Origin of the sequence: Streptomyces sp. CA-243310 (assembly GCF_050936775.1) — a bacterium.
Taxonomy (GTDB): Bacteria; Actinomycetota; Actinomycetes; order Streptomycetales; family Streptomycetaceae; genus Streptomyces.
On sequence record NZ_JBNJMF010000001.1, the window covers coordinates 2,749,083 to 2,765,057 of the forward strand.

At 72.7% G+C, this 15,975-nt stretch carries 16 protein-coding genes; 9 read left to right on the forward strand and 7 right to left on the reverse strand.

The window, feature by feature from the left end:
* Nucleotides 1–268 precede the first annotated feature (268 nt).
* The 8 genes from ACQEVM_RS12440 (at nucleotide 269) to ACQEVM_RS12475 (ending at nucleotide 9,571) form a co-directional block, all read left to right on the forward strand.
* A complete protein-coding gene (locus tag ACQEVM_RS12440; protein WP_433077904.1) occupies nucleotides 269–1,246 on the forward strand; it encodes a LacI family DNA-binding transcriptional regulator in 978 nt (325 codons plus the stop codon).
* A 313-nt stretch (nucleotides 1,247–1,559) separates the two neighbouring features.
* On the forward strand, nucleotides 1,560–2,759 hold the full coding sequence (locus ACQEVM_RS12445) for a thiolase family protein (protein WP_433077906.1): 1,200 nt from the start codon (nucleotides 1,560–1,562) through the stop codon (nucleotides 2,757–2,759).
* 246 nt (nucleotides 2,760–3,005) lie between these two features.
* Nucleotides 3,006–4,445: an aldehyde dehydrogenase family protein gene (locus ACQEVM_RS12450; RefSeq protein ID WP_433077908.1), complete on the forward strand. Its 1,440-nt coding sequence runs from the start codon at nucleotides 3,006–3,008 to the stop codon at nucleotides 4,443–4,445.
* Nucleotides 4,446–4,604: 159 nt separating this feature from the next.
* Nucleotides 4,605–5,000, forward strand: a complete 396-nt coding sequence (locus ACQEVM_RS12455; RefSeq protein WP_433077910.1) for a thioredoxin family protein — start codon at nucleotides 4,605–4,607, stop codon at nucleotides 4,998–5,000.
* 42 nt (nucleotides 5,001–5,042) lie between these two features.
* Nucleotides 5,043–6,473: a dihydrolipoyl dehydrogenase family protein gene (locus ACQEVM_RS12460; RefSeq protein ID WP_433077912.1), complete on the forward strand. Its 1,431-nt coding sequence runs from the start codon at nucleotides 5,043–5,045 to the stop codon at nucleotides 6,471–6,473.
* Between the two features lie 181 nt (nucleotides 6,474–6,654).
* Nucleotides 6,655–7,209, forward strand: a complete 555-nt coding sequence (locus tag ACQEVM_RS12465; protein WP_433077914.1) for a hypothetical protein — start codon at nucleotides 6,655–6,657, stop codon at nucleotides 7,207–7,209.
* Nucleotides 7,210–7,255: 46 nt separating this feature from the next.
* Nucleotides 7,256–8,749 (forward strand): hypothetical protein, encoded by a 1,494-nt coding sequence (locus ACQEVM_RS12470; RefSeq protein WP_433077916.1) that lies wholly within the window; start codon nucleotides 7,256–7,258, stop codon nucleotides 8,747–8,749.
* A 57-nt stretch (nucleotides 8,750–8,806) separates the two neighbouring features.
* Nucleotides 8,807–9,571 carry a metallophosphoesterase gene (locus tag ACQEVM_RS12475; protein WP_433077918.1) on the forward strand — a complete coding sequence of 255 codons (765 nt, stop codon included), beginning with the start codon at nucleotides 8,807–8,809 and terminating at the stop codon, nucleotides 9,569–9,571.
* On the opposite strand, the gene ACQEVM_RS12480 is transcribed toward ACQEVM_RS12475, so the two are convergent.
* The 7 genes from ACQEVM_RS12480 to ACQEVM_RS12510 form a co-directional block, all read right to left on the reverse strand.
* A complete protein-coding gene (locus ACQEVM_RS12480; protein WP_433077920.1) occupies nucleotides 9,544–9,855 on the reverse strand; it encodes a DUF2087 domain-containing protein in 312 nt (103 codons plus the stop codon). The two genes, ACQEVM_RS12475 and ACQEVM_RS12480, sit on opposite strands and share 28 nt — an antisense overlap.
* Before the next feature lie 217 nt (nucleotides 9,856–10,072).
* The gene (locus ACQEVM_RS12485) at nucleotides 10,073–10,723 is read right to left on the reverse strand and encodes a hypothetical protein (protein ID WP_433077922.1); all 651 of its coding nucleotides are present in this window, start codon (nucleotides 10,721–10,723) and stop codon (nucleotides 10,073–10,075) included.
* On the reverse strand, nucleotides 10,720–11,217 hold the full coding sequence (locus tag ACQEVM_RS12490; RefSeq protein WP_433077924.1) for a DUF6114 domain-containing protein: 498 nt from the start codon (nucleotides 11,215–11,217) through the stop codon (nucleotides 10,720–10,722). Before ACQEVM_RS12490 ends, ACQEVM_RS12485 begins: the two co-directional genes overlap by 4 nt.
* Entirely contained in the window at nucleotides 11,208–11,765 is a 558-nt protein-coding gene (locus ACQEVM_RS12495; protein WP_433079977.1) for a DUF6230 family protein, read from the reverse strand. The genes ACQEVM_RS12490 and ACQEVM_RS12495 overlap by 10 nt, the downstream gene beginning before the upstream one ends.
* Nucleotides 11,766–11,988: 223 nt before the next feature.
* Nucleotides 11,989–12,744: a MerR family transcriptional regulator gene (locus ACQEVM_RS12500; protein WP_433077926.1), complete on the reverse strand. Its 756-nt coding sequence runs from the start codon at nucleotides 12,742–12,744 to the stop codon at nucleotides 11,989–11,991.
* A gap of 39 nt (nucleotides 12,745–12,783) precedes the next feature.
* Entirely contained in the window at nucleotides 12,784–13,989 is a 1,206-nt protein-coding gene (locus ACQEVM_RS12505; protein WP_329440876.1) for a methyltransferase, read from the reverse strand.
* 61 nt (nucleotides 13,990–14,050) lie between these two features.
* Nucleotides 14,051–14,401, reverse strand: a complete 351-nt coding sequence (locus ACQEVM_RS12510) for a tetratricopeptide repeat protein (RefSeq protein ID WP_433077928.1) — start codon at nucleotides 14,399–14,401, stop codon at nucleotides 14,051–14,053.
* A gap of 106 nt (nucleotides 14,402–14,507) precedes the next feature.
* Between ACQEVM_RS12510 and ACQEVM_RS12515 the strand changes: the two genes are divergently transcribed.
* A complete protein-coding gene (locus ACQEVM_RS12515; RefSeq protein ID WP_433077930.1) occupies nucleotides 14,508–15,473 on the forward strand; it encodes a pirin family protein in 966 nt (321 codons plus the stop codon).
* Nucleotides 15,474–15,975: the final 502 nt, after the last annotated feature.

Genomic DNA, 15,975 nt, shown 5'->3' on the forward strand with positions numbered 1-15,975 from the left:
CACGGCCGGCCACACGGGCCCGACCTTTGTGGGGCGGGCCGTGGCAGTCGGTTACACGTGTCAATGAATCGTGTAACCACTGTGTAGCACCCGTTTCCGGCCATCCGCCAGCCCTCGGACGCAACCGGTCTGGAAAGATGCGATGGCAATGTCTCAGTCATCGAAGCCGGCGAGGTCGCCGAAGTCGCCGAACCCGGCGCCCGCGGCCCCCTCGTCCTCCACGCCGCCCCCCGCGCCGGCGCCCCTCCCCGGGCCCGTACCGGAACCCGTGCCGACCAGCGCCGATGTCGCCCGCCTCGCGGGCGTCTCTCGCGCGACGGTCTCGTACGTGCTGAACAACGCGGAAGCCGTGCGCATCAGCGAGCCCACCCGGCGCAAGGTCCGCGCGGCCGCCGAGGAACTCGGGTACGTCCCGCACGCCGCCGCCCGCAGTCTGCGCGCCGGGCACACCCGGATCGTCCTGCTGCCCACGTCCCACGTGCCGATCGGCCCGCTGTACAGCACCTTCCTCAACGAACTCCAGTGGGCCCTGCGCCGCCTCGACTACACCGTCGTCCAATACGGCAGCCTCGGTCTCGGCGGGGACGAGGCCGCCCGCGCCTGGGCCGAGCTGCGACCCGTCGCGGTGATCTCGCTCGGGGAGATCACCCTGTCCGCGCGCAACGTCGCCACCCTCAAGCGGGCCGGCGCCCGCGCGGTGATCACGCTCGGGCCGGTCGGTGTGCCCGGCGCGCACGCGCTGGTGATGGACCAGGCGGAGGTCGGCGTCCGGGCCGCCTCCCACCTGGTGGAGCGGGGCCGGCGCCGGATCGGTGTGATCGTCCCCGAGGAGGGCGGCCTGGAACTCTTCTCCACGCCCCGACTTGCCGGGGCCCGCTCGGTGGCCGGCGCCGAGGTCGAGGCGCTGACGATGGCCTACACCGAGGAGTCGGCCGGGGCGCTCGCCGCCCGCTGGGCGACGCTCGGGCTGGACGCGGTCTTCGCTTACAACGACGAGTACGCGATGTTGCTGATGCGGGCCTTGCAGGACGCGGGGCTGCGCGTCCCCGAGGACGTGGCCGTCATGGGCGCCGACGACCTGCTGATCGGGCGACTGCTGCGGCCGAGGCTGAGCACCGTGGCCCTCGAACTGCCGACGGGGGACCACCTGGCCTCCCTGGTGGACGCGGCGGTACGGAAACCGGCCGAGATCTCCGAGCGGCACGACCTGATGGCGGCGACGGCCGTCCACCGCGAGTCCACCTGACACGCAGGCCCCGCGGGCGACGGCCGCATCCCCGACACGGCGGCCCCGCACTCCTTCCGCGCCACGGGTCCGCAGGCCGGGGGACCCGTGGTCAGTGGGTCGGCCGGCCCAGGCCGGCCGACGCGGCCCGGCCCGTGATCGAGCCGGCGCGGGCCCCGGCGCGGGCGCGCGGACCCGGGGAACCGTTGACAGGCGGTGATCGCCGGACGGAGACTGCGGGCGCGCCCCACCGGGCGCACCCGGCGTCGCGGGCCGGTGCCCACACCGGCGCCGTCGCGGCGCCGCCCGTACGGATCCGCCCAGGAGAGACCCCATGAGCATCCGCACCGTCCGCGACGTGTACGTCGTCGACGCCGTCCGCACGCCGATCGGCAAGTTCGGCGGGGCCCTGGCCGGGGTCCGGCCGGACGACCTGGCCGCCCACGTGGTGCGCGCCCTGGTGGACCGCACGCCCGACCTCGACCCGGCCCGCATCGACGACGTCGTGTTCGGCGACGCCAACGGCGCGGGCGAGGACAACCGGGACGTCGCACGGATGGCGGTGCTCCTCGCCGGGCTGCCCGTCACCGTTCCCGGTGTGACGGTCAACCGACTGTGCGGCTCCGGTCTCGAAGCCGTGATCCAGGCCGCCCGGGCCATCGCGCTCGGGGACGCGTCCGTCGCCATCGCCGGCGGCGTGGAGTCGATGAGCCGCGCCCCCTGGGTGGTGCAGAAGCCGGAGCGGGCCTTCCCCGCCGGACACCAGCAGATGTGGTCCACCACCCTCGGCTGGCGGATGACGAACCCGCGCATGCCCGCCGAGTGGACCGGCTCGCTCGGCGAGGGCGCCGAACTCGTCGCCGAGAAGCACGGGATCACGCGCGAGGCACAGGACCTCTTCGCCCTGGACAGCCACCGCAAGGCCGCCGCCGCCTGGGCCTCGGGGCTCTACGCCGACGAGGTCGTGCCGTACCCGGGCGCCGATCTGGCCAGGGACGAGTCGATCCGGGAGGGCTCCACGCCCGAGGCGCTCGCCCGGCTGAAGCCGGCGTTCCGCTCGGACGGCTCCGGGACCGTCACCGCCGCGAACGCCTCTCCCCTGAACGACGGCGCCGCCGCGCTGCTGCTGACCGACGAGGAAGGGCTGGCGGCCACCGGCAGGGAGCCACTGGCCCGGATCAGCGCGTCCGCCGTCACCGGCATCGAGCCCCAACTGTTCGGCCTGGGGCCGGTGGACGCGGTGGCGCGGGCGCTGTCGAAGGCCGGTCGCGACCTGTCCGACCTCACCGTCCTGGAGCTGAACGAGGCTTTCGCCGCACAGGCGTTGGGCTGCCTGGCGGCCTGGCCGGAACTGGACCCGACGAAGGTCAACCCGCGCGGCGGAGCCATCGCGATCGGCCACCCGCTCGGGGCCTCGGGGGCGCGACTGGCGGGCTCGGTCGCCCACCAACTCGCGGCGGCCGGCTCGGGAACCGGCATGGCGGCACTGTGCATCGGCGTCGGACAGGGCATCGCGCTGGTCCTGGAGCGCTGAACCGGCGGTCGTGGGCGGCGACCGTGAGCGGGTGGTCGGAAGCCGGGTGGGTCGTCGGAAGCGGGTGGGTGGTCGGAAGCGGTGGCGCCGGGAAGGCGAGCGGGGTCCGCCGCCATCTCGATCATTTCCGGTCACCCGGCCCGTCAACTGCCCAATAACTGAACAGAATTGGGACTCCCGTTCTGACACGATGGCCCGTGCTGCCGCCCCCCGCCCCGTTCCTTCCCCACCCGGAGGCCCCGCGCCATGCCGCTCCTCGATCCGACGCTCTGGCAGGACGGACCCACCCTGACCGGCGGAACCGCCCCGATCGTCGAACCCGCGACCGGACGTACCCTCGCCACGCTGGACCTCGCCGCGCCCGCCGACGTCGCGGAGGCCGCCGTGCGTGCCCGGGCCGCGCAGTCCGATTGGGCGCGGGCCACCCACCTGGAGCGGTCGGCGGTATTGCGCCGCGCCGGGGACCTGTTCACGACCCACGCGCAGGAGCTGAGGGACTGGCTGGTGCGGGAGTCCGGTTCGATTCCGGGCAAGGCGGAGTTCGAGCTGCACGTCGCCGCCCAGGAGTGCTACGAGGCCGCCGCGCTGGCCTCCCGGCCGGCCGGCCAGGTGCTGCCGAGCGAGGCGCCCCGGCTCTCCTTCACCCGACGGGTGCCGGCGGGGGTGGTCGGGGTCATCGCCCCGTTCAACGCGCCGCTGATCCTGTCGATCCGCTCGGTCGCGCCGGCGCTCGCCCTCGGCAACGCGGTCCTGCTGAAGCCGGACCGGCGCACCGCCGTCTGCGGAGGCCTCGCCCTCGCCGCGGTCTTCGCCGCCGCGGGCCTGCCCGCCGGGCTGCTGCACGTACTGCCCGGGGACGCCCGGACCGGCGCCGCGGTGGTCGAGGACCCCCGCGTCCGGGTGGTGTCGTTCACCGGCTCCACCGCCGCCGGCCGCACCGTCGGAGAACTGGCGGGTCGTCACCTCAAGCGCGCCCACCTGGAGTTGGGCGGCAATTCGGCGCTCGTCGTGCTGGAGGACGCCGATGTCGAGGCGGCCGTCGCGCAGGCCTCCTGGGGCTCCTTCTTCCACCAGGGCCAGATCTGCATGACCGCCGGACGGCACCTCGTCCACGCCTCGCTGTACGACGAGTACGTCGAGCGGCTCGCCGTACGGGCGGAGGAGCTGGCGGTCGGCGACCCGTACCGGGACCGGGTCCACCTGGGCCCGCTGATCGACGAGGACCAGGTCCGGCGCGTCCACGCGCTGGTCGAGGCGAGTACCGCCCAGGGCGCCAAGCTCGTCGCGGGCGGCACCCACCAGGGGCTCTTCTACCGGCCGACCGTCCTGGCGGGCGTCGCGGACGACTCGCCCGCCTACGCGGAGGAGGTCTTCGGCCCGGTGGCGCCCGTACGGTCCTTCGCGACGGAGGAGGAGGCGGTGGCTCTGGCCTCGGCCGGCCCGTACGGGCTCTCCCTGGGCATCGTCACCCGTGACGCCGCGCACGGGCTGGAGCTGGCCGACCGCATCCCGACCGGCATCGCGCACGTCAACGACCAGACGGTGAACGACGAGGCCGTGGCGCCCTTCGGAGGAGTCGGCGCCTCGGGCACGGGAGCCAGGTTCGGCGGGGAGGCGAACCTGGACGCCTTCACCGAACTCCGCTGGACCACGGTGCGCGCCACACCGGCGGGCCATCCGTTCTGAGGCCGGTCCGACCGTCGCCGTCGTGAAGCGGGCGCGATGGTCGCCCGCCGGCTCGGGGGAGCGTCCTCGCAGATCAGCGTGGTGCGGGGGCGGGGAGGAATTCATGGGGCGGGCCATTCGTTCAAGCAGCACACGCACCAATCAGGAGGTTTGAACACCGTGGCAACCGTGGAGCTGACCAAGGAAAACTTCGACCGGACGGTCAGCGACAACCCGTTCGTGCTGATCGACTTCTGGGCGGGCTGGTGCCGACCCTGCCTCCAGTTCGCGCCGGTCTACGAGAAGGCCTCCGAGGCGAACCCGGACCTCGTCTTCGCCAAGGTGGACACCGAGGCGCAGCAGGAGCTGGCCGGAGCCTTCGAGATCAGCTCGATCCCGACGCTGATGATCGTCCGGGACCAGGTGGCGATCTTCGCCCAGCCCGGCGCGCTGCCGGAGGCGGCGCTGACCGACCTCATCGCGCAGGCCCGCGCCCTCGACATGGACGAGGTCAGGGCGAAGATCGCGGCTGAGCAGGCCAAGGGCGCGGGGGACTCCGGCACGCCGGAGTCCTGAGATTGTCACCACCGCCCCCGGCCTGCGGTGACACTGGTCCGTATGACTGAAGCGGTGGAGTACGACGTTGTGGTGCTGGGCGCGGGCCCGGTCGGGGAGAACATCGCCGACCGGACCCGCGCCGCCGGGTTGAGCACGGCCGTGGTGGAGAGCGAGCTGGTGGGCGGCGAGTGCTCGTACTGGGCCTGCGTGCCGAGCAAGGCGCTGTTGCGTCCGGCGCTGGCCCGGGCGGACGCGCGCCGGGTGCCAGGCCTGGCGGGCGCGGTCCAGGGCCCCCTGGACGCGGAGGCGGTGTTCGCGCACCGCGACTATTGGACCGGGAACTGGAAGGACGACGGCCAGGTCGACTGGCTGGACTCCATCGGGGCGGACGTCTACCGGGGGCACGGGCGGCTCTACGGGATCCGCAAGGTCGCCGTCACCAGCCCCGAGGGAGAGCACCACGTGCTCGCCGCCCGGCACGCGGTGGTCGTGGCCACCGGAACCCGGGCCGTGATCCCCGAGCTGCCGGGCATCGCCGGCGCCCGGCCCTGGACGAGCCGCGAGGCGACCTCCGCCCGGCAGGCCCCGGGCCGGTTGCTGATCGTCGGTGGCGGTGTCGTCGCCGCCGAGATGGCCACCGCCTGGCAAGCGCTGGGTTCCCGGGTCACCGTGCTGGTGCGCGGCTCGCGGCTGCTGCCGAGGATGGAGCCGTTCGCCGGGGAGCTGGTCGCGCAGGCGCTGCGCGAGGCGGGTGCGGTGGTTCGTACGGAGGTCGCCGTCGAGGCGGTCGTCCGCGACGGTTCCACCGGGCCGGTCACGGTGGTGTTGGAGGGCGGCGAGACCCTGGAGGGCGACGAGTTGCTGATGGCGACCGGTCGCGCGCCGCGTACCGAGGACATCGGCCTCGACACCGTCGGGTTGACCCCCGGCGACTGGATCGAGGTGGACGACGGTTGCCGGGTCCCCGGCCACGACTGGTTGTACGCCGTCGGAGACGTCAACCATCGTGCGCTGCTGACCCATCAGGGCAAGTACCAGGCCCGGATCGCGGGTGCCGCCATCGCCGCGCGCGCGGCCGGGACCGGGCCCCTCGACACCGCGCCGTGGGGCGCGCACACGGCCACCGCCGACACGCGGGCCCTGCCGCAGGCGGTGTTCACCGAGCCCGAGGCGGCGGCGGTCGGTCAGACCCTCGCGGAGGCGGAACGCGCCGGACTGCGGGTCCGTGCCGTGGACTACGACCTCGGCAAGGTATCCGGCGCCGGGCTCTACGCCGACGGCTACCGGGGCCGGGCCCGGATGGTGGTGGACCTCGACCGAGAAGTCCTGGTCGGAGCCACCTTCGTGGGGCCGGGCGCGGCCGAGCTGCTGCACGCGGCCACCATCGCGGTCGCGGGCGAGGTTCCGATCGACCGCCTGTGGCACGCGGTCCCGGCGTTCCCGACCATCAGCGAGATCTGGCTGCGCCTGTTGGAGACGTACCGGGGCTGAGTCACCGCCGTCGAGGGCCCCGCCACCGTGTCCGGTGGCGGGGCCCTCACGCGTTTCGGTCATGCGAGCGGTATTCGGCCGCACTGTCGGGGAGGGGTTCTACCCCCGGTCGGATGAGGTTAGCCTTACCTAAGTCGATCTTCCGGTCGGTTCCCCTCGCTTGTCGGAAAGGTGTTCTCCCATGCGCGCTGCCCGCCTGCCCCGCACCGCCGTACGTCTCGCCGCCCGCGCGGCCTTCGCCGCCACCGCCGCCGTGGCCCTCGCGCTCGGCGTGAGTGCCGGGTCCGCCGCCGCGGCCGGCTCCTCCCGTACGGTCACCGACGGCGGTACGACCTACCACCTCGCCCTCACCTCGCCCGGCACCGCCGCCGCCGGCGGGCAGAACATCACGGTCTCCGGCACCGGGTACAACACCGGCCGGGGCGTGTACGTGGGACTGTGCGCGGTGAGTGGTCCGCAGGGAGCCTCCAAGCCGACGCCCTGTCTGGGCGGTTCCGACCAGTCGGGCACGACCGGCGCCTCCCACTGGGTGTCCGACACCCTCGGCGGCACCCTGCCCAACACCTCACGGTTCGGCGCGGGCGGCACCTTCACCGTGACGATCCACGTCAAGGCGGACCTCGGCAACGGCCAGATCTGCGGCGAGACCGTCGAGTGCGCCGTCGTGACCCGCGCCGACCACTTCAACCCGGGCAACCGCGCGTACGACGTGCACGTCCCGGTGACCTTCAACTAAGGGCCGTCCGGCCACCACTCAGGACGACGCACGCCACGAGGACGCCATGAAACCCCAAGTCCCGGTACTCGCGAGTGCGCTCGTGCTCGTCTGCGCCCCGGTCGCCCTCGCCGCCGGCGGGTCGCGCGAGGCGACGCACCCCGCGCACGAGACCGCCGCCGGCTATCGGGAAGCGGGCGTCTTCACCTCAGCGGGCAAGCCCCGCGACCTGTTGCTGCACCCGGACTCGAAGAAGCTGTACGTCGCCTCGGACGACCGGCCGGAGACCACCGAGGTCAACGAGAGCGGACTGCACGTCCTCGATCCGAAGACCGGCACGGTACGCGGCACCGTGAGCCGGATGCCCGGCCCCACCGGCGCGTCGAGCCCCCGCGCCGCCCATCGGATCGTCGCCCCGCTGCCCGACGACGGAGTGGTCTTCGGCTATCCGCTGCGCGGCATCGGCACGGCCAGAGAGGGCGACGCCGCGGCGAGCGGGGCCTGGATCACGGGAGCCACCGTCACCGACCTCGGCCCGGGACTCGCACCGGGGACGGTACTGGCCGCCCAGGGCCCCGTCCTCTCGGAAGCGACCGTCGACGGCGCGGTTCTCGGACGGTCCCTGACCCTGGAGGGCGGCGACTCCTTCGCGGTGGACCCGGTGCGCAAGGCGGTGTGGTTCGCGGACACGGCCGGCCGTCGCCTGTACAAGGTGGACGCCGTGACCCTGACGGTCGCCGCGACCGTGGAACTCCCCGCGGGAGACGGGTTCGCCGGATTCGTGGAAGTGGATCCGCGAACCGGCTCGGTCTGGGTCGGCCTCGACAACTCCGTGGTCGTCCACGACGCGGCCGGACGCCGGATCGGCGCCCTGAGCGGGCCGGACCTGCCGCGCGCCGCGCGGTTCGACGAGGCCACCGGGCAGGCCTTCGTGGTCTGGCAGGACTCCGGGGACCCCGCGCAGGCGGGCGGCGACGGGGACGGATCCCTCGCCGTGTACCGCACCGCCGATCTGACGGAGGCGGCGAAGCCCACCGTACTGCCGGGCAACCACGCCCAGTTGGGGGCCGCGTCACTGGCGGTGCAGCCCGGGGGCGACGTCGTGTGGGTGGGCGGCCCGGCGCAGGGGACGATCACCCGGCTGGAGCGGTCCGCGCCGGCCGATCCTTCACCGGCCCCCTCCACGGCCCCTTCCACCGATCCGTCCCAGCGCCCCTCGCCCGATCCGTCCACGGCGCCCTCCACGGGCTCCTCGGCCGGCCCCACCCCCGGCTCCTCGCCGGCCCCCTCCCGACGGCCCGAGCCCGCGGAGTCGTCCCTCTCACCCGTTCCGGCGGGCAGTACGTCCGGACCCGCGCCCGGGCCGGCCGGCGGGCCCGCCCCGGGTGGCGGGGGGCCGGCCGCGGACGGGCCCGGGGCACTGCCGCCCGGCGCCTCGGCGCACGGCTCGCTGGCCGCCTCCGGGGTTGCCGCCCTCGCCCTCGCGGGGACCGCCGCCGCTCTGGTCGCCGCCGGCTGGGTGCTCGTCAGGACCCGACGGGGGACGGTCGAACCTGGCTGACCCGCCGCGCGGGCGGGCCTGTTGAATGGTGGCACCCGAGTGAAGGAGCCACCGTCCGTGACAGTCATCGCCCACCTCAGCGACGTGCACTTCGACGGCGACACGCGCGCCGCGGATCGCACCCGCGCCGTCATGAGGTACCTGGAAGAACTGCCGTACGACCTGGACGCCGTCCTGGTGAGCGGCGACATAGCCGACCACGGCAGCCCCGCCGAGTACGCGGAGGCCCGCAAGGAACTGGCCTCGCGCCATCCGCTGGTGGTCTGCCCCGGCAACCACGACGAACGCGTGGCCTTCCGGCGGGACCTGCTCGGCGAGGCGGACCCCACCGGGGCGCCCGTCGACCAGGTCCTGCGGGGTGCGGGGTTCGTGCTCGCTGCGTGCGATTCGTCGGTGCCCGGCGAGCACCAGGGCTTCCTGGAGGACTCCACGGTGGCCTGGCTGGACGGCGTACTGGAGGGGACCCCGCGCGAGGTCCCCGTGCTGGTGGCCTTCCACCACCCGCCCGTTCCCCTGCACATCCCCTACGTCGACGGGATCCGGCAGTTCGGCGAGGAGCGGTTGGCGGACCTCGCCGAACGGCACCCGCACCTCACGGCGTTCCTGTGCGGGCACGCCCACACGGGGGCCGCGACCACCTTCGCCGGCCGCCCGCTGCTGGTCGCGCCGGGCGTGGTGTCCACGACCCGGCTCCCCTGGGAGGCCCGCAGCGGGGAGAACGAGTACGTCCACCTCGACGAGCCGCCGGTCGTCGCCTTCCACGTGATCGGTGACGACGGGCGGCTGACGACCCACTACCGGGTGGTCGTCACCCGCCGGTAGCTGCTGCCGTCGCGGGTGCGCGTGAGGCGGCCCGAGGTGATCAGGTACCTCCGCAGGGCGGAGCAGTCCTCGTGCACCGTGCGCAGCGCGTCGTTCACCTCGGGCTCGGTGTAGTCCCGGTCCGGGGCGAACAGGGTCTCCGTGAGGTGGACCAGCAGTTGCTCGCGGCGGGCGACCTTGCGGGGGATCGCGATGAGGCGGCCGTCGGAGAAGAGGTCGGATACGCCACGGGGGGTACGCGGGGGTTGGTCGGTGTGGGGCGGCGGTGCGGTGGTGTCTGACATGCCGGCAGCATCACCCGGCAAGGAGCCCCCGGGCAACGGGATTTCCGCCCGCACCGCCCGCACGCCCGCATCGGCCGCGACGCCCCGCTGCGGGTCGGCCGGCCCGGACACGTCGAAGGCCCGCCGACGCCGGAATCGCTCCGGTACCGGCGGGCCCGCTCGTACGGGTGCCTCACGCGCGGATGGTGCACGCGCGGATGGTGCACGCGTGAGTGGTTCAGGGGCCGACGGTGATCTGCTGCGCCGGGTTGGTCGTGTCGGTGACCTTGTAGACCGCGTTGAACGTCGAGGACGTCGCGCTCGTCGGGCACCCGAATCCGCCGGTGACCGTGACCGGCACCGAGGCGTTGGTGAAGGTCAGGCTGGACGGGGCACCGTTGGTCCAGGTGCCGCCGACGTTCGCCGGTGCGCTCGGAGCGGCCGTGACGGTGCAGTTGGCCAGGCCGGACGTCGTCACGACGAGTCCGCCGACCGGCACCTTCAAGGTTGCGGTGATCGGCGAGCCGTTCTGCATCGACACCGTCCAGGCACCGCTGGTGGTGACCGTCGGCGTCACGCCCGGCAGGCTGGCGGAACAGGAGGAGTACGTCGGCGCAGTGATCGGCGAAGTGACCGCACCGGCCGGGTTGTTGTTGCCCGGCGCGGCCGGGACCGTACCGGTGGCGACCGAGACCGTGCACGTCACGGTGACCGAACCGGCCTTGAGCGTGGCCTTCCCGCTGAGGGTGGCCTTGAAGGCGTGCCCGGCCGGGGTGACGGTGGTCGAACCCGCCAGCGGTAAGGGCGCGGCGGTGGCGGTGGCGGAGGCCACCGTCAGCGCCGCGGCCGCGGCCATCCCGAGGGCGAGAGCGGTGCGCTTGCGGCTCATGGCTGTGCTCCTTGGGGATCGTGGTGCGGGGTGGGGGAGTGACTGCGGTCCCCGTGGGGATCGGGGCCCGCTTCCGTGCCTGCCTCCGGCTCCGTTTCCGGGCCGGCCTGCGGCTTCGTGCCGGGAGCGGCGGAGCCCCCGGCACGTGGTGTGGTGTTCGGCTGCCAGGCGAAGATCATCCCGCCGCCGACGATGCCCAGCAGGGTGCCGATCAGGAACCCGCCGAGGTTCGACAGGACCAGCGTGGCGGTCGCGATCAGGGTGGTGAGGATCCCTGCCAGGGTGCGCTGTTGGGGCGAGAACCAGGCGGTGAGCCCGAGCACGATCAAGATGATGCCCATCAGGACGGACGGGATGCCCGCCACTCCCTGCTGGAGCATGATCTTCAACGGAGCCAGTGGCAGGACGCTGATCCACACCCCGGTGAGGATGGCGAAGAGGCCGCCCCAGAAGGGCCTGCTGCGTCGCCACCGCCGCCAGCGGCTCAGAAGCATTCCTTCTTCCCCTTGCTGATGTTCATGCTCAGCCCGGAGAGCTTGAAGGTCCCGGCGTTGGTGGCCCACGCCGTCTGGTGCAGATCGGTGATGTTGACCGTGTCCGCCTGCTGCGCGAACAGGTCCTGCATGCCGACCGCTTCCGCCGGCCCCTTGTCGAGGGTGGACGCGTCGCGTCCGATCTCGATGTTGCTGAAGACCGCGTCGCCGGAGAGCTGTGTCGCGTCGACGAAGAGGTTGCTCGCCTCGACGGGGTTCTTCTTGCCCGCGGTGAGGTTGAGCGAGATGTCCCCGATCATCGGGAGGGTGGTGACCACCGACTGGCAGAGGCTGTGCAGCTTGGCCTCCTTGATGGCGGTGACCGCCACCGGGATGAGCTCGTTGCGGGCGTTCACGTCGACGCTGCCGTACTGGGCGAATCCCTCGCCCTCCAGACTCGCCGCCGACACCTTGAACTGCTGCCCGGAAACGGCGAAGGAGGCGGCGAGCGCCCCCTGTGCCAGGGCTATCCCGAGTCCCGCGGTCACGGCGATGGCGGGCACGGTCAGAAGTGCGAACTTGCGCCAGCGGACGCGCCCGTCACCTCTGCCGGCGTCGCCGCCCGCGTCGCCCTCGGTGCCGGGCGGTTCGGGCAAGTTCGGTGAGACTGCCATGAGATCGTCCCTTATCTCGGCTGTGCACCTTTGTTACCGACGAGTTGAATGTAAGAGTGCCAATGGAGGTTGGCAAGGTTGCCGGAGCGTACCGTTTCGGCCGACTCCTACTGGCCGGTCACTGCTCCGCGCGCAGGAGTTCGGCAACCTCCGCGGCCACCCTCCGCTCCATGGCCCGGGCGAATTCCGAGGCCACGACCTCACCCGCCACCGGGCGCAACGCGGACACCGCATCGGACACGTGATCGAGTTGGCCGGCCGAAAGGCGCTCCAGCCCGTCCGGGCCGATCACATGCCGGCGGAACAGTCCGACGAACCGGTCCGCGAGCGCGGCCGCCTGTGTCTGGACGAAGTCGGCCGCGTCCAGGATCTCCGCCAGCGGCACGCCCTGCCGCACCAGCGTCAGGGTCGCCTCCAGCAGCCGCCCGCTCAGGTGCGTGACCCGGTCCCCGTCGATCCGTACGTACCCCAACTCGACCGCGCGCCGGGTGTCTTCGGCGTTCGCGGTCGGCCCGAACAGCGCGCGCAACTCGGCCAACGTCATCGTGACGGGCACCTCTTGCACCCAGTCACGGGTCATGGCCCGCTCCAGGCCGAGGAGTTGGGACAGCCCGCCGCCGCGCTCCCACGCGTCGAGCAGCTCGGCGATGCCGTTCACGGTGTAGCCGCGCCCCAGCAGGTCGTTGATCAGGCGCAGCCGGGTCAGGTGGTTGTCGGAGTACCAGGCGACCCGGCCCTCACGGCGCGGCGGCGGCAACAACCCGCGCTCCTGGTAGTAGCGCAGGTTGCGCACCTTGACGCCCGCCGCCCGCGCCACGTCCTCCCGGCGATAGCGCCCACCGGCGCGTCCGTCCTGTTCCCCCTGGCTGTCCACGCGGCAGAGTGTAGGACGTACCGGCAGGTCACATGGCCCTTACGGGCGTTGGTCGCGCTCCATCCGCTTGACCGCCCGCAGCACCACGAATTTCGGCTCGCTCGCGGTGACCTCGCTGTTGCCGAACAGCCGCTTCAGGTGCGTGTGATAGCCCATGTGGCGGTTGGCGACGACCCACAGCTCGCCACCCGGCCGCAGCGCCTTGCGCGACTGCGCGAACATGCGCAGCGCCGTGGCGTCCGTCGTCGCCTGGTGGGAGTGGAACGGCGGATTGCACAGGATCAGGTCCACCGAACCCGGGTCCAGCATCGCCACCCCGTCACCGACGAGGAAGTCGGCCCGCTCCCGCTCGTGCGTCACATTGGCGCGGAACGTGGCCTTCGCGGAGGCCACCGCCTGGTACGACTCGTCCGTGAACACGATCTCGGCCCGCGGGTCCGCGACCGCGACCGCCGTGCCGACGACCCCGTTGCCGCAGCCGAGGTCCACGACGCGGGCCCCGTCCGTGTTGGTCGGGATGTTCTGGAGGAAGAAACGCGTGCCGACGTCGAGCCGGTCGGCGCAGAAGATGCCGGCGTGGTTGACCACGGTCAGCCCGGCGCCCGAGCCCCCGTCCTCGTCCACGACGTACGTCAGCGGCCACGGGCCGGGGGTCACGGCGTGCGTGGCCCCGGGGGTGCCCGGCGTACAGAAGATCAGCCGGGCCTTCTTCTCCGCGAGCGAGGTCTTCGTCGGCCCGAGGATCCGCTCGAAGAGCCGCAGCGTGGAGGTGTGGATCTCCTTGACCATGCCCGTGCCGACCACGACCGTGCCCGCGTGGACGTGCGGAGCCAGCCGGTGCAGCTGGTCCTCCAGCAGCGCCAGGCTCTTCGGGACACGGACCAGGAGCACGTCGATCCGCTCCGGCGGCGCGTCCTGCGTGGTCAGCAGCCGCACCGTGTCCTTGGCCGTCCCGATCCCGGCACGATCCAGGTTCGCCATGGTGGCCGAGCGCGTCAGCGAGGAGTCGGTGATCTGCGTCGGGTGGAACGCGGCCAGGGCCGTCGTCAGCGTGCCCCAACGGTCCCCGATCACGGTGATCTGCCGATCGCCGGTGAGATCCACCGGGCCCCGTTCCCCGGTACCGGATTCGAGGTGCCGCAGCAGGTACTCATCGGCGGCATCCCAGGCGCGGAGACGATCGCGCGGGTCCTGGGGGAAGCGGGTGAGTTCGTAGGAGCCGAAAGGCGTGGTCAGACGGTTCATATTCGACCCAGGCTATCCGAGACGACAGCCCGGCCCCGCATGGGCGGGGCCGGGCGGCTCGCTACTCGGGAAACTCGCCCGCCATCGCGGCGGCGATCCGCAGGTGGGGGGCCGCCTCGGCGGCCCTGCCCTGTCGCTCCAGTGTGCGACCGAGGAGCAGCTGCGCGTAGTCCTCCACCGGCCAGCGCTCCAGGATGGCGCGCAGCTCCAGCTCGGCGCGGGAGAGCTGGGCGGAGTGGTAGTAGGCGCGGGCCAGCAGCAGGCGGGGAGCCAGCTGCTCGGGGGCCTCGGCGGTCAGCGAGCCCAGGACGCGGGCGGCGGTGGCGTACTCCTTCGCCTCGAAGAAGAGCCCGGCGCGCGCCCAGCGCTCGGCCGGCGTCCCGTGCTCCAGGTACTCCACCGGCGTGTTCATCGCGTTCCTTCCGCCGTTCCGATGCTCTGTCCGACCTCCCCAACACGGGGGATCCACCGAACATTCCATGGAACGCCGGACCCGGCACGGGGCTAAGTTGTGCCCCATGAGCAATCTCGATCGCCAGCCCGCTCTCTCCGCCTGCGGCGGCCGCGGTTTCGTCGTGGCCGAGCCCGTGCGCGAACTCCTGAGCCCGCGCACCGTCAAGCTCGGGGAGTCCACCGAGGTCCGCCGCCTGCTGCCCAACCTGGGCCGCCGCATGGTGGGCGCCTGGTGCTTCGTCGACCACTACGGCCCGGACGACATCGCCGACGAGCCCGGCATGCAGGTGGCCCCGCACCCGCACTCCGGGCTCCAGACCGTGAGCTGGCTCCACGAGGGCGAGGTGCTGCACCGCGACAGCGTCGGCAGCCTGGAAACCATCCGCCCGCGCGAACTCGGCCTGATGACCTCCGGCCGCGGCATCAGCCACTCCGAGGAGAGCCCGCGCCCGCACGCCCGCCTCCTGCACGGCGCGCAACTGTGGGTGGCCCTCCCCGACGCCCACCGCGACGTCGCCCCGCACTTCCAGCACCACGCCGAACTCCCGCAGGTCACCGCCCCCGGCCTGACCGCGACCGTGATCCTCGGCACCCTGGACGGCGCCACCTCGCCCGGCAGCACCTACAGCCCGATCGTCGGCGCCGACCTCGCCCTGGCGGCGGGCACCGAAACCCGGCTCCCGCTCGACCCGGACTTCGAGTACGCGGTCCTGTCGATGTCCGGCGAGGCCACCGTAGACGGCGTCCCGGTCCTGCCGGGCGCCATGCTCTACCTGGGCTGCGGACGCACGGAACTCCCCCTGCGGGCGGCCTCGGACGCGGGCCTGATGCTGCTGGGCGGCGAGCCGTTCGAGGAGGAGATCGTCATGTTCTGGAACTGGATCGGACGGTCCCACGAGGATGTCGCGAAGGCCCGCGAAGACTGGATGAACGGGACGAGATTCGGCGAGGTGAAGGGGTTTGAGGGCCCTCCGCTTCCGGCTCCCGACCTGCCTCCGGCCCACCTCAAACCACGCGGCCGAGTGCGCTGACCTGCGGTAGTTGGAGAGATGCGGTCCCGCAGGGTGCGGGTCGCGCACCTTCTGGTTGCCAAAGCCTCGGCGCTTCCGATCACGCCCCGCGCTTGCCCTTCGATGGTGCGGGGCCTTCCCCTTCTGTGGGCGTCCGTGGGTGGGCGTGTGTCTACGAACGCTGACCCGAACCGGCTCTTCTGACGCTGCATCAGGTGGGGCTTCGGGCAGGTGCAGACGTCTCACCACCCCCGGACCTTCCGAGCTCATCAGGCCCTGGGCTTCCCCTGCCGGCGCCTGTCTCCTCGCCGCCATCTCCTGTCCGAGCTCATTCGGGGAGTATCGGAATTCCCTCGCCCCTTCGCGGGAAACTGGAGGAGGAAATCACCTCTTACACCACGTACGTGGTTCACGAATCCTGGTCGCAGCAGCGCCGGGGCGGCACTCCGACCGGCGCCGTGGACATCGTGTCGGGCATGGAGCAGACCATCTTCGCCTTCGAGCCGGGCACCCCAGGGAAGAG

Coding starts and splice junctions, on each gene's coding strand:
- ACQEVM_RS12510 (WP_433077928.1), bottom strand. CDS start 14,401: ATGAACACGCCGGTGGAGTACCTGGAGCACGGGACGCCGGCCGAGCGC.
- ACQEVM_RS12485 (WP_433077922.1), bottom strand. CDS start 10,723: ATGAGCCGCAAGCGCACCGCTCTCGCCCTCGGGATGGCCGCGGCCGCG.
- ACQEVM_RS12470 (WP_433077916.1), top strand. CDS start 7,256: ATGAAACCCCAAGTCCCGGTACTCGCGAGTGCGCTCGTGCTCGTCTGC.
- ACQEVM_RS12505 (WP_329440876.1), bottom strand. CDS start 13,989: ATGAACCGTCTGACCACGCCTTTCGGCTCCTACGAACTCACCCGCTTC.
- ACQEVM_RS12465 (WP_433077914.1), top strand. CDS start 6,655: ATGCGCGCTGCCCGCCTGCCCCGCACCGCCGTACGTCTCGCCGCCCGC.
- ACQEVM_RS12460 (WP_433077912.1), top strand. CDS start 5,043: ATGACTGAAGCGGTGGAGTACGACGTTGTGGTGCTGGGCGCGGGCCCG.
- ACQEVM_RS12490 (WP_433077924.1), bottom strand. CDS start 11,217: ATGCTTCTGAGCCGCTGGCGGCGGTGGCGACGCAGCAGGCCCTTCTGG.
- ACQEVM_RS12445 (WP_433077906.1), top strand. CDS start 1,560: ATGAGCATCCGCACCGTCCGCGACGTGTACGTCGTCGACGCCGTCCGC.
- ACQEVM_RS12480 (WP_433077920.1), bottom strand. CDS start 9,855: ATGTCAGACACCACCGCACCGCCGCCCCACACCGACCAACCCCCGCGT.
- ACQEVM_RS12515 (WP_433077930.1), top strand. CDS start 14,508: ATGAGCAATCTCGATCGCCAGCCCGCTCTCTCCGCCTGCGGCGGCCGC.
- ACQEVM_RS12450 (WP_433077908.1), top strand. CDS start 3,006: ATGCCGCTCCTCGATCCGACGCTCTGGCAGGACGGACCCACCCTGACC.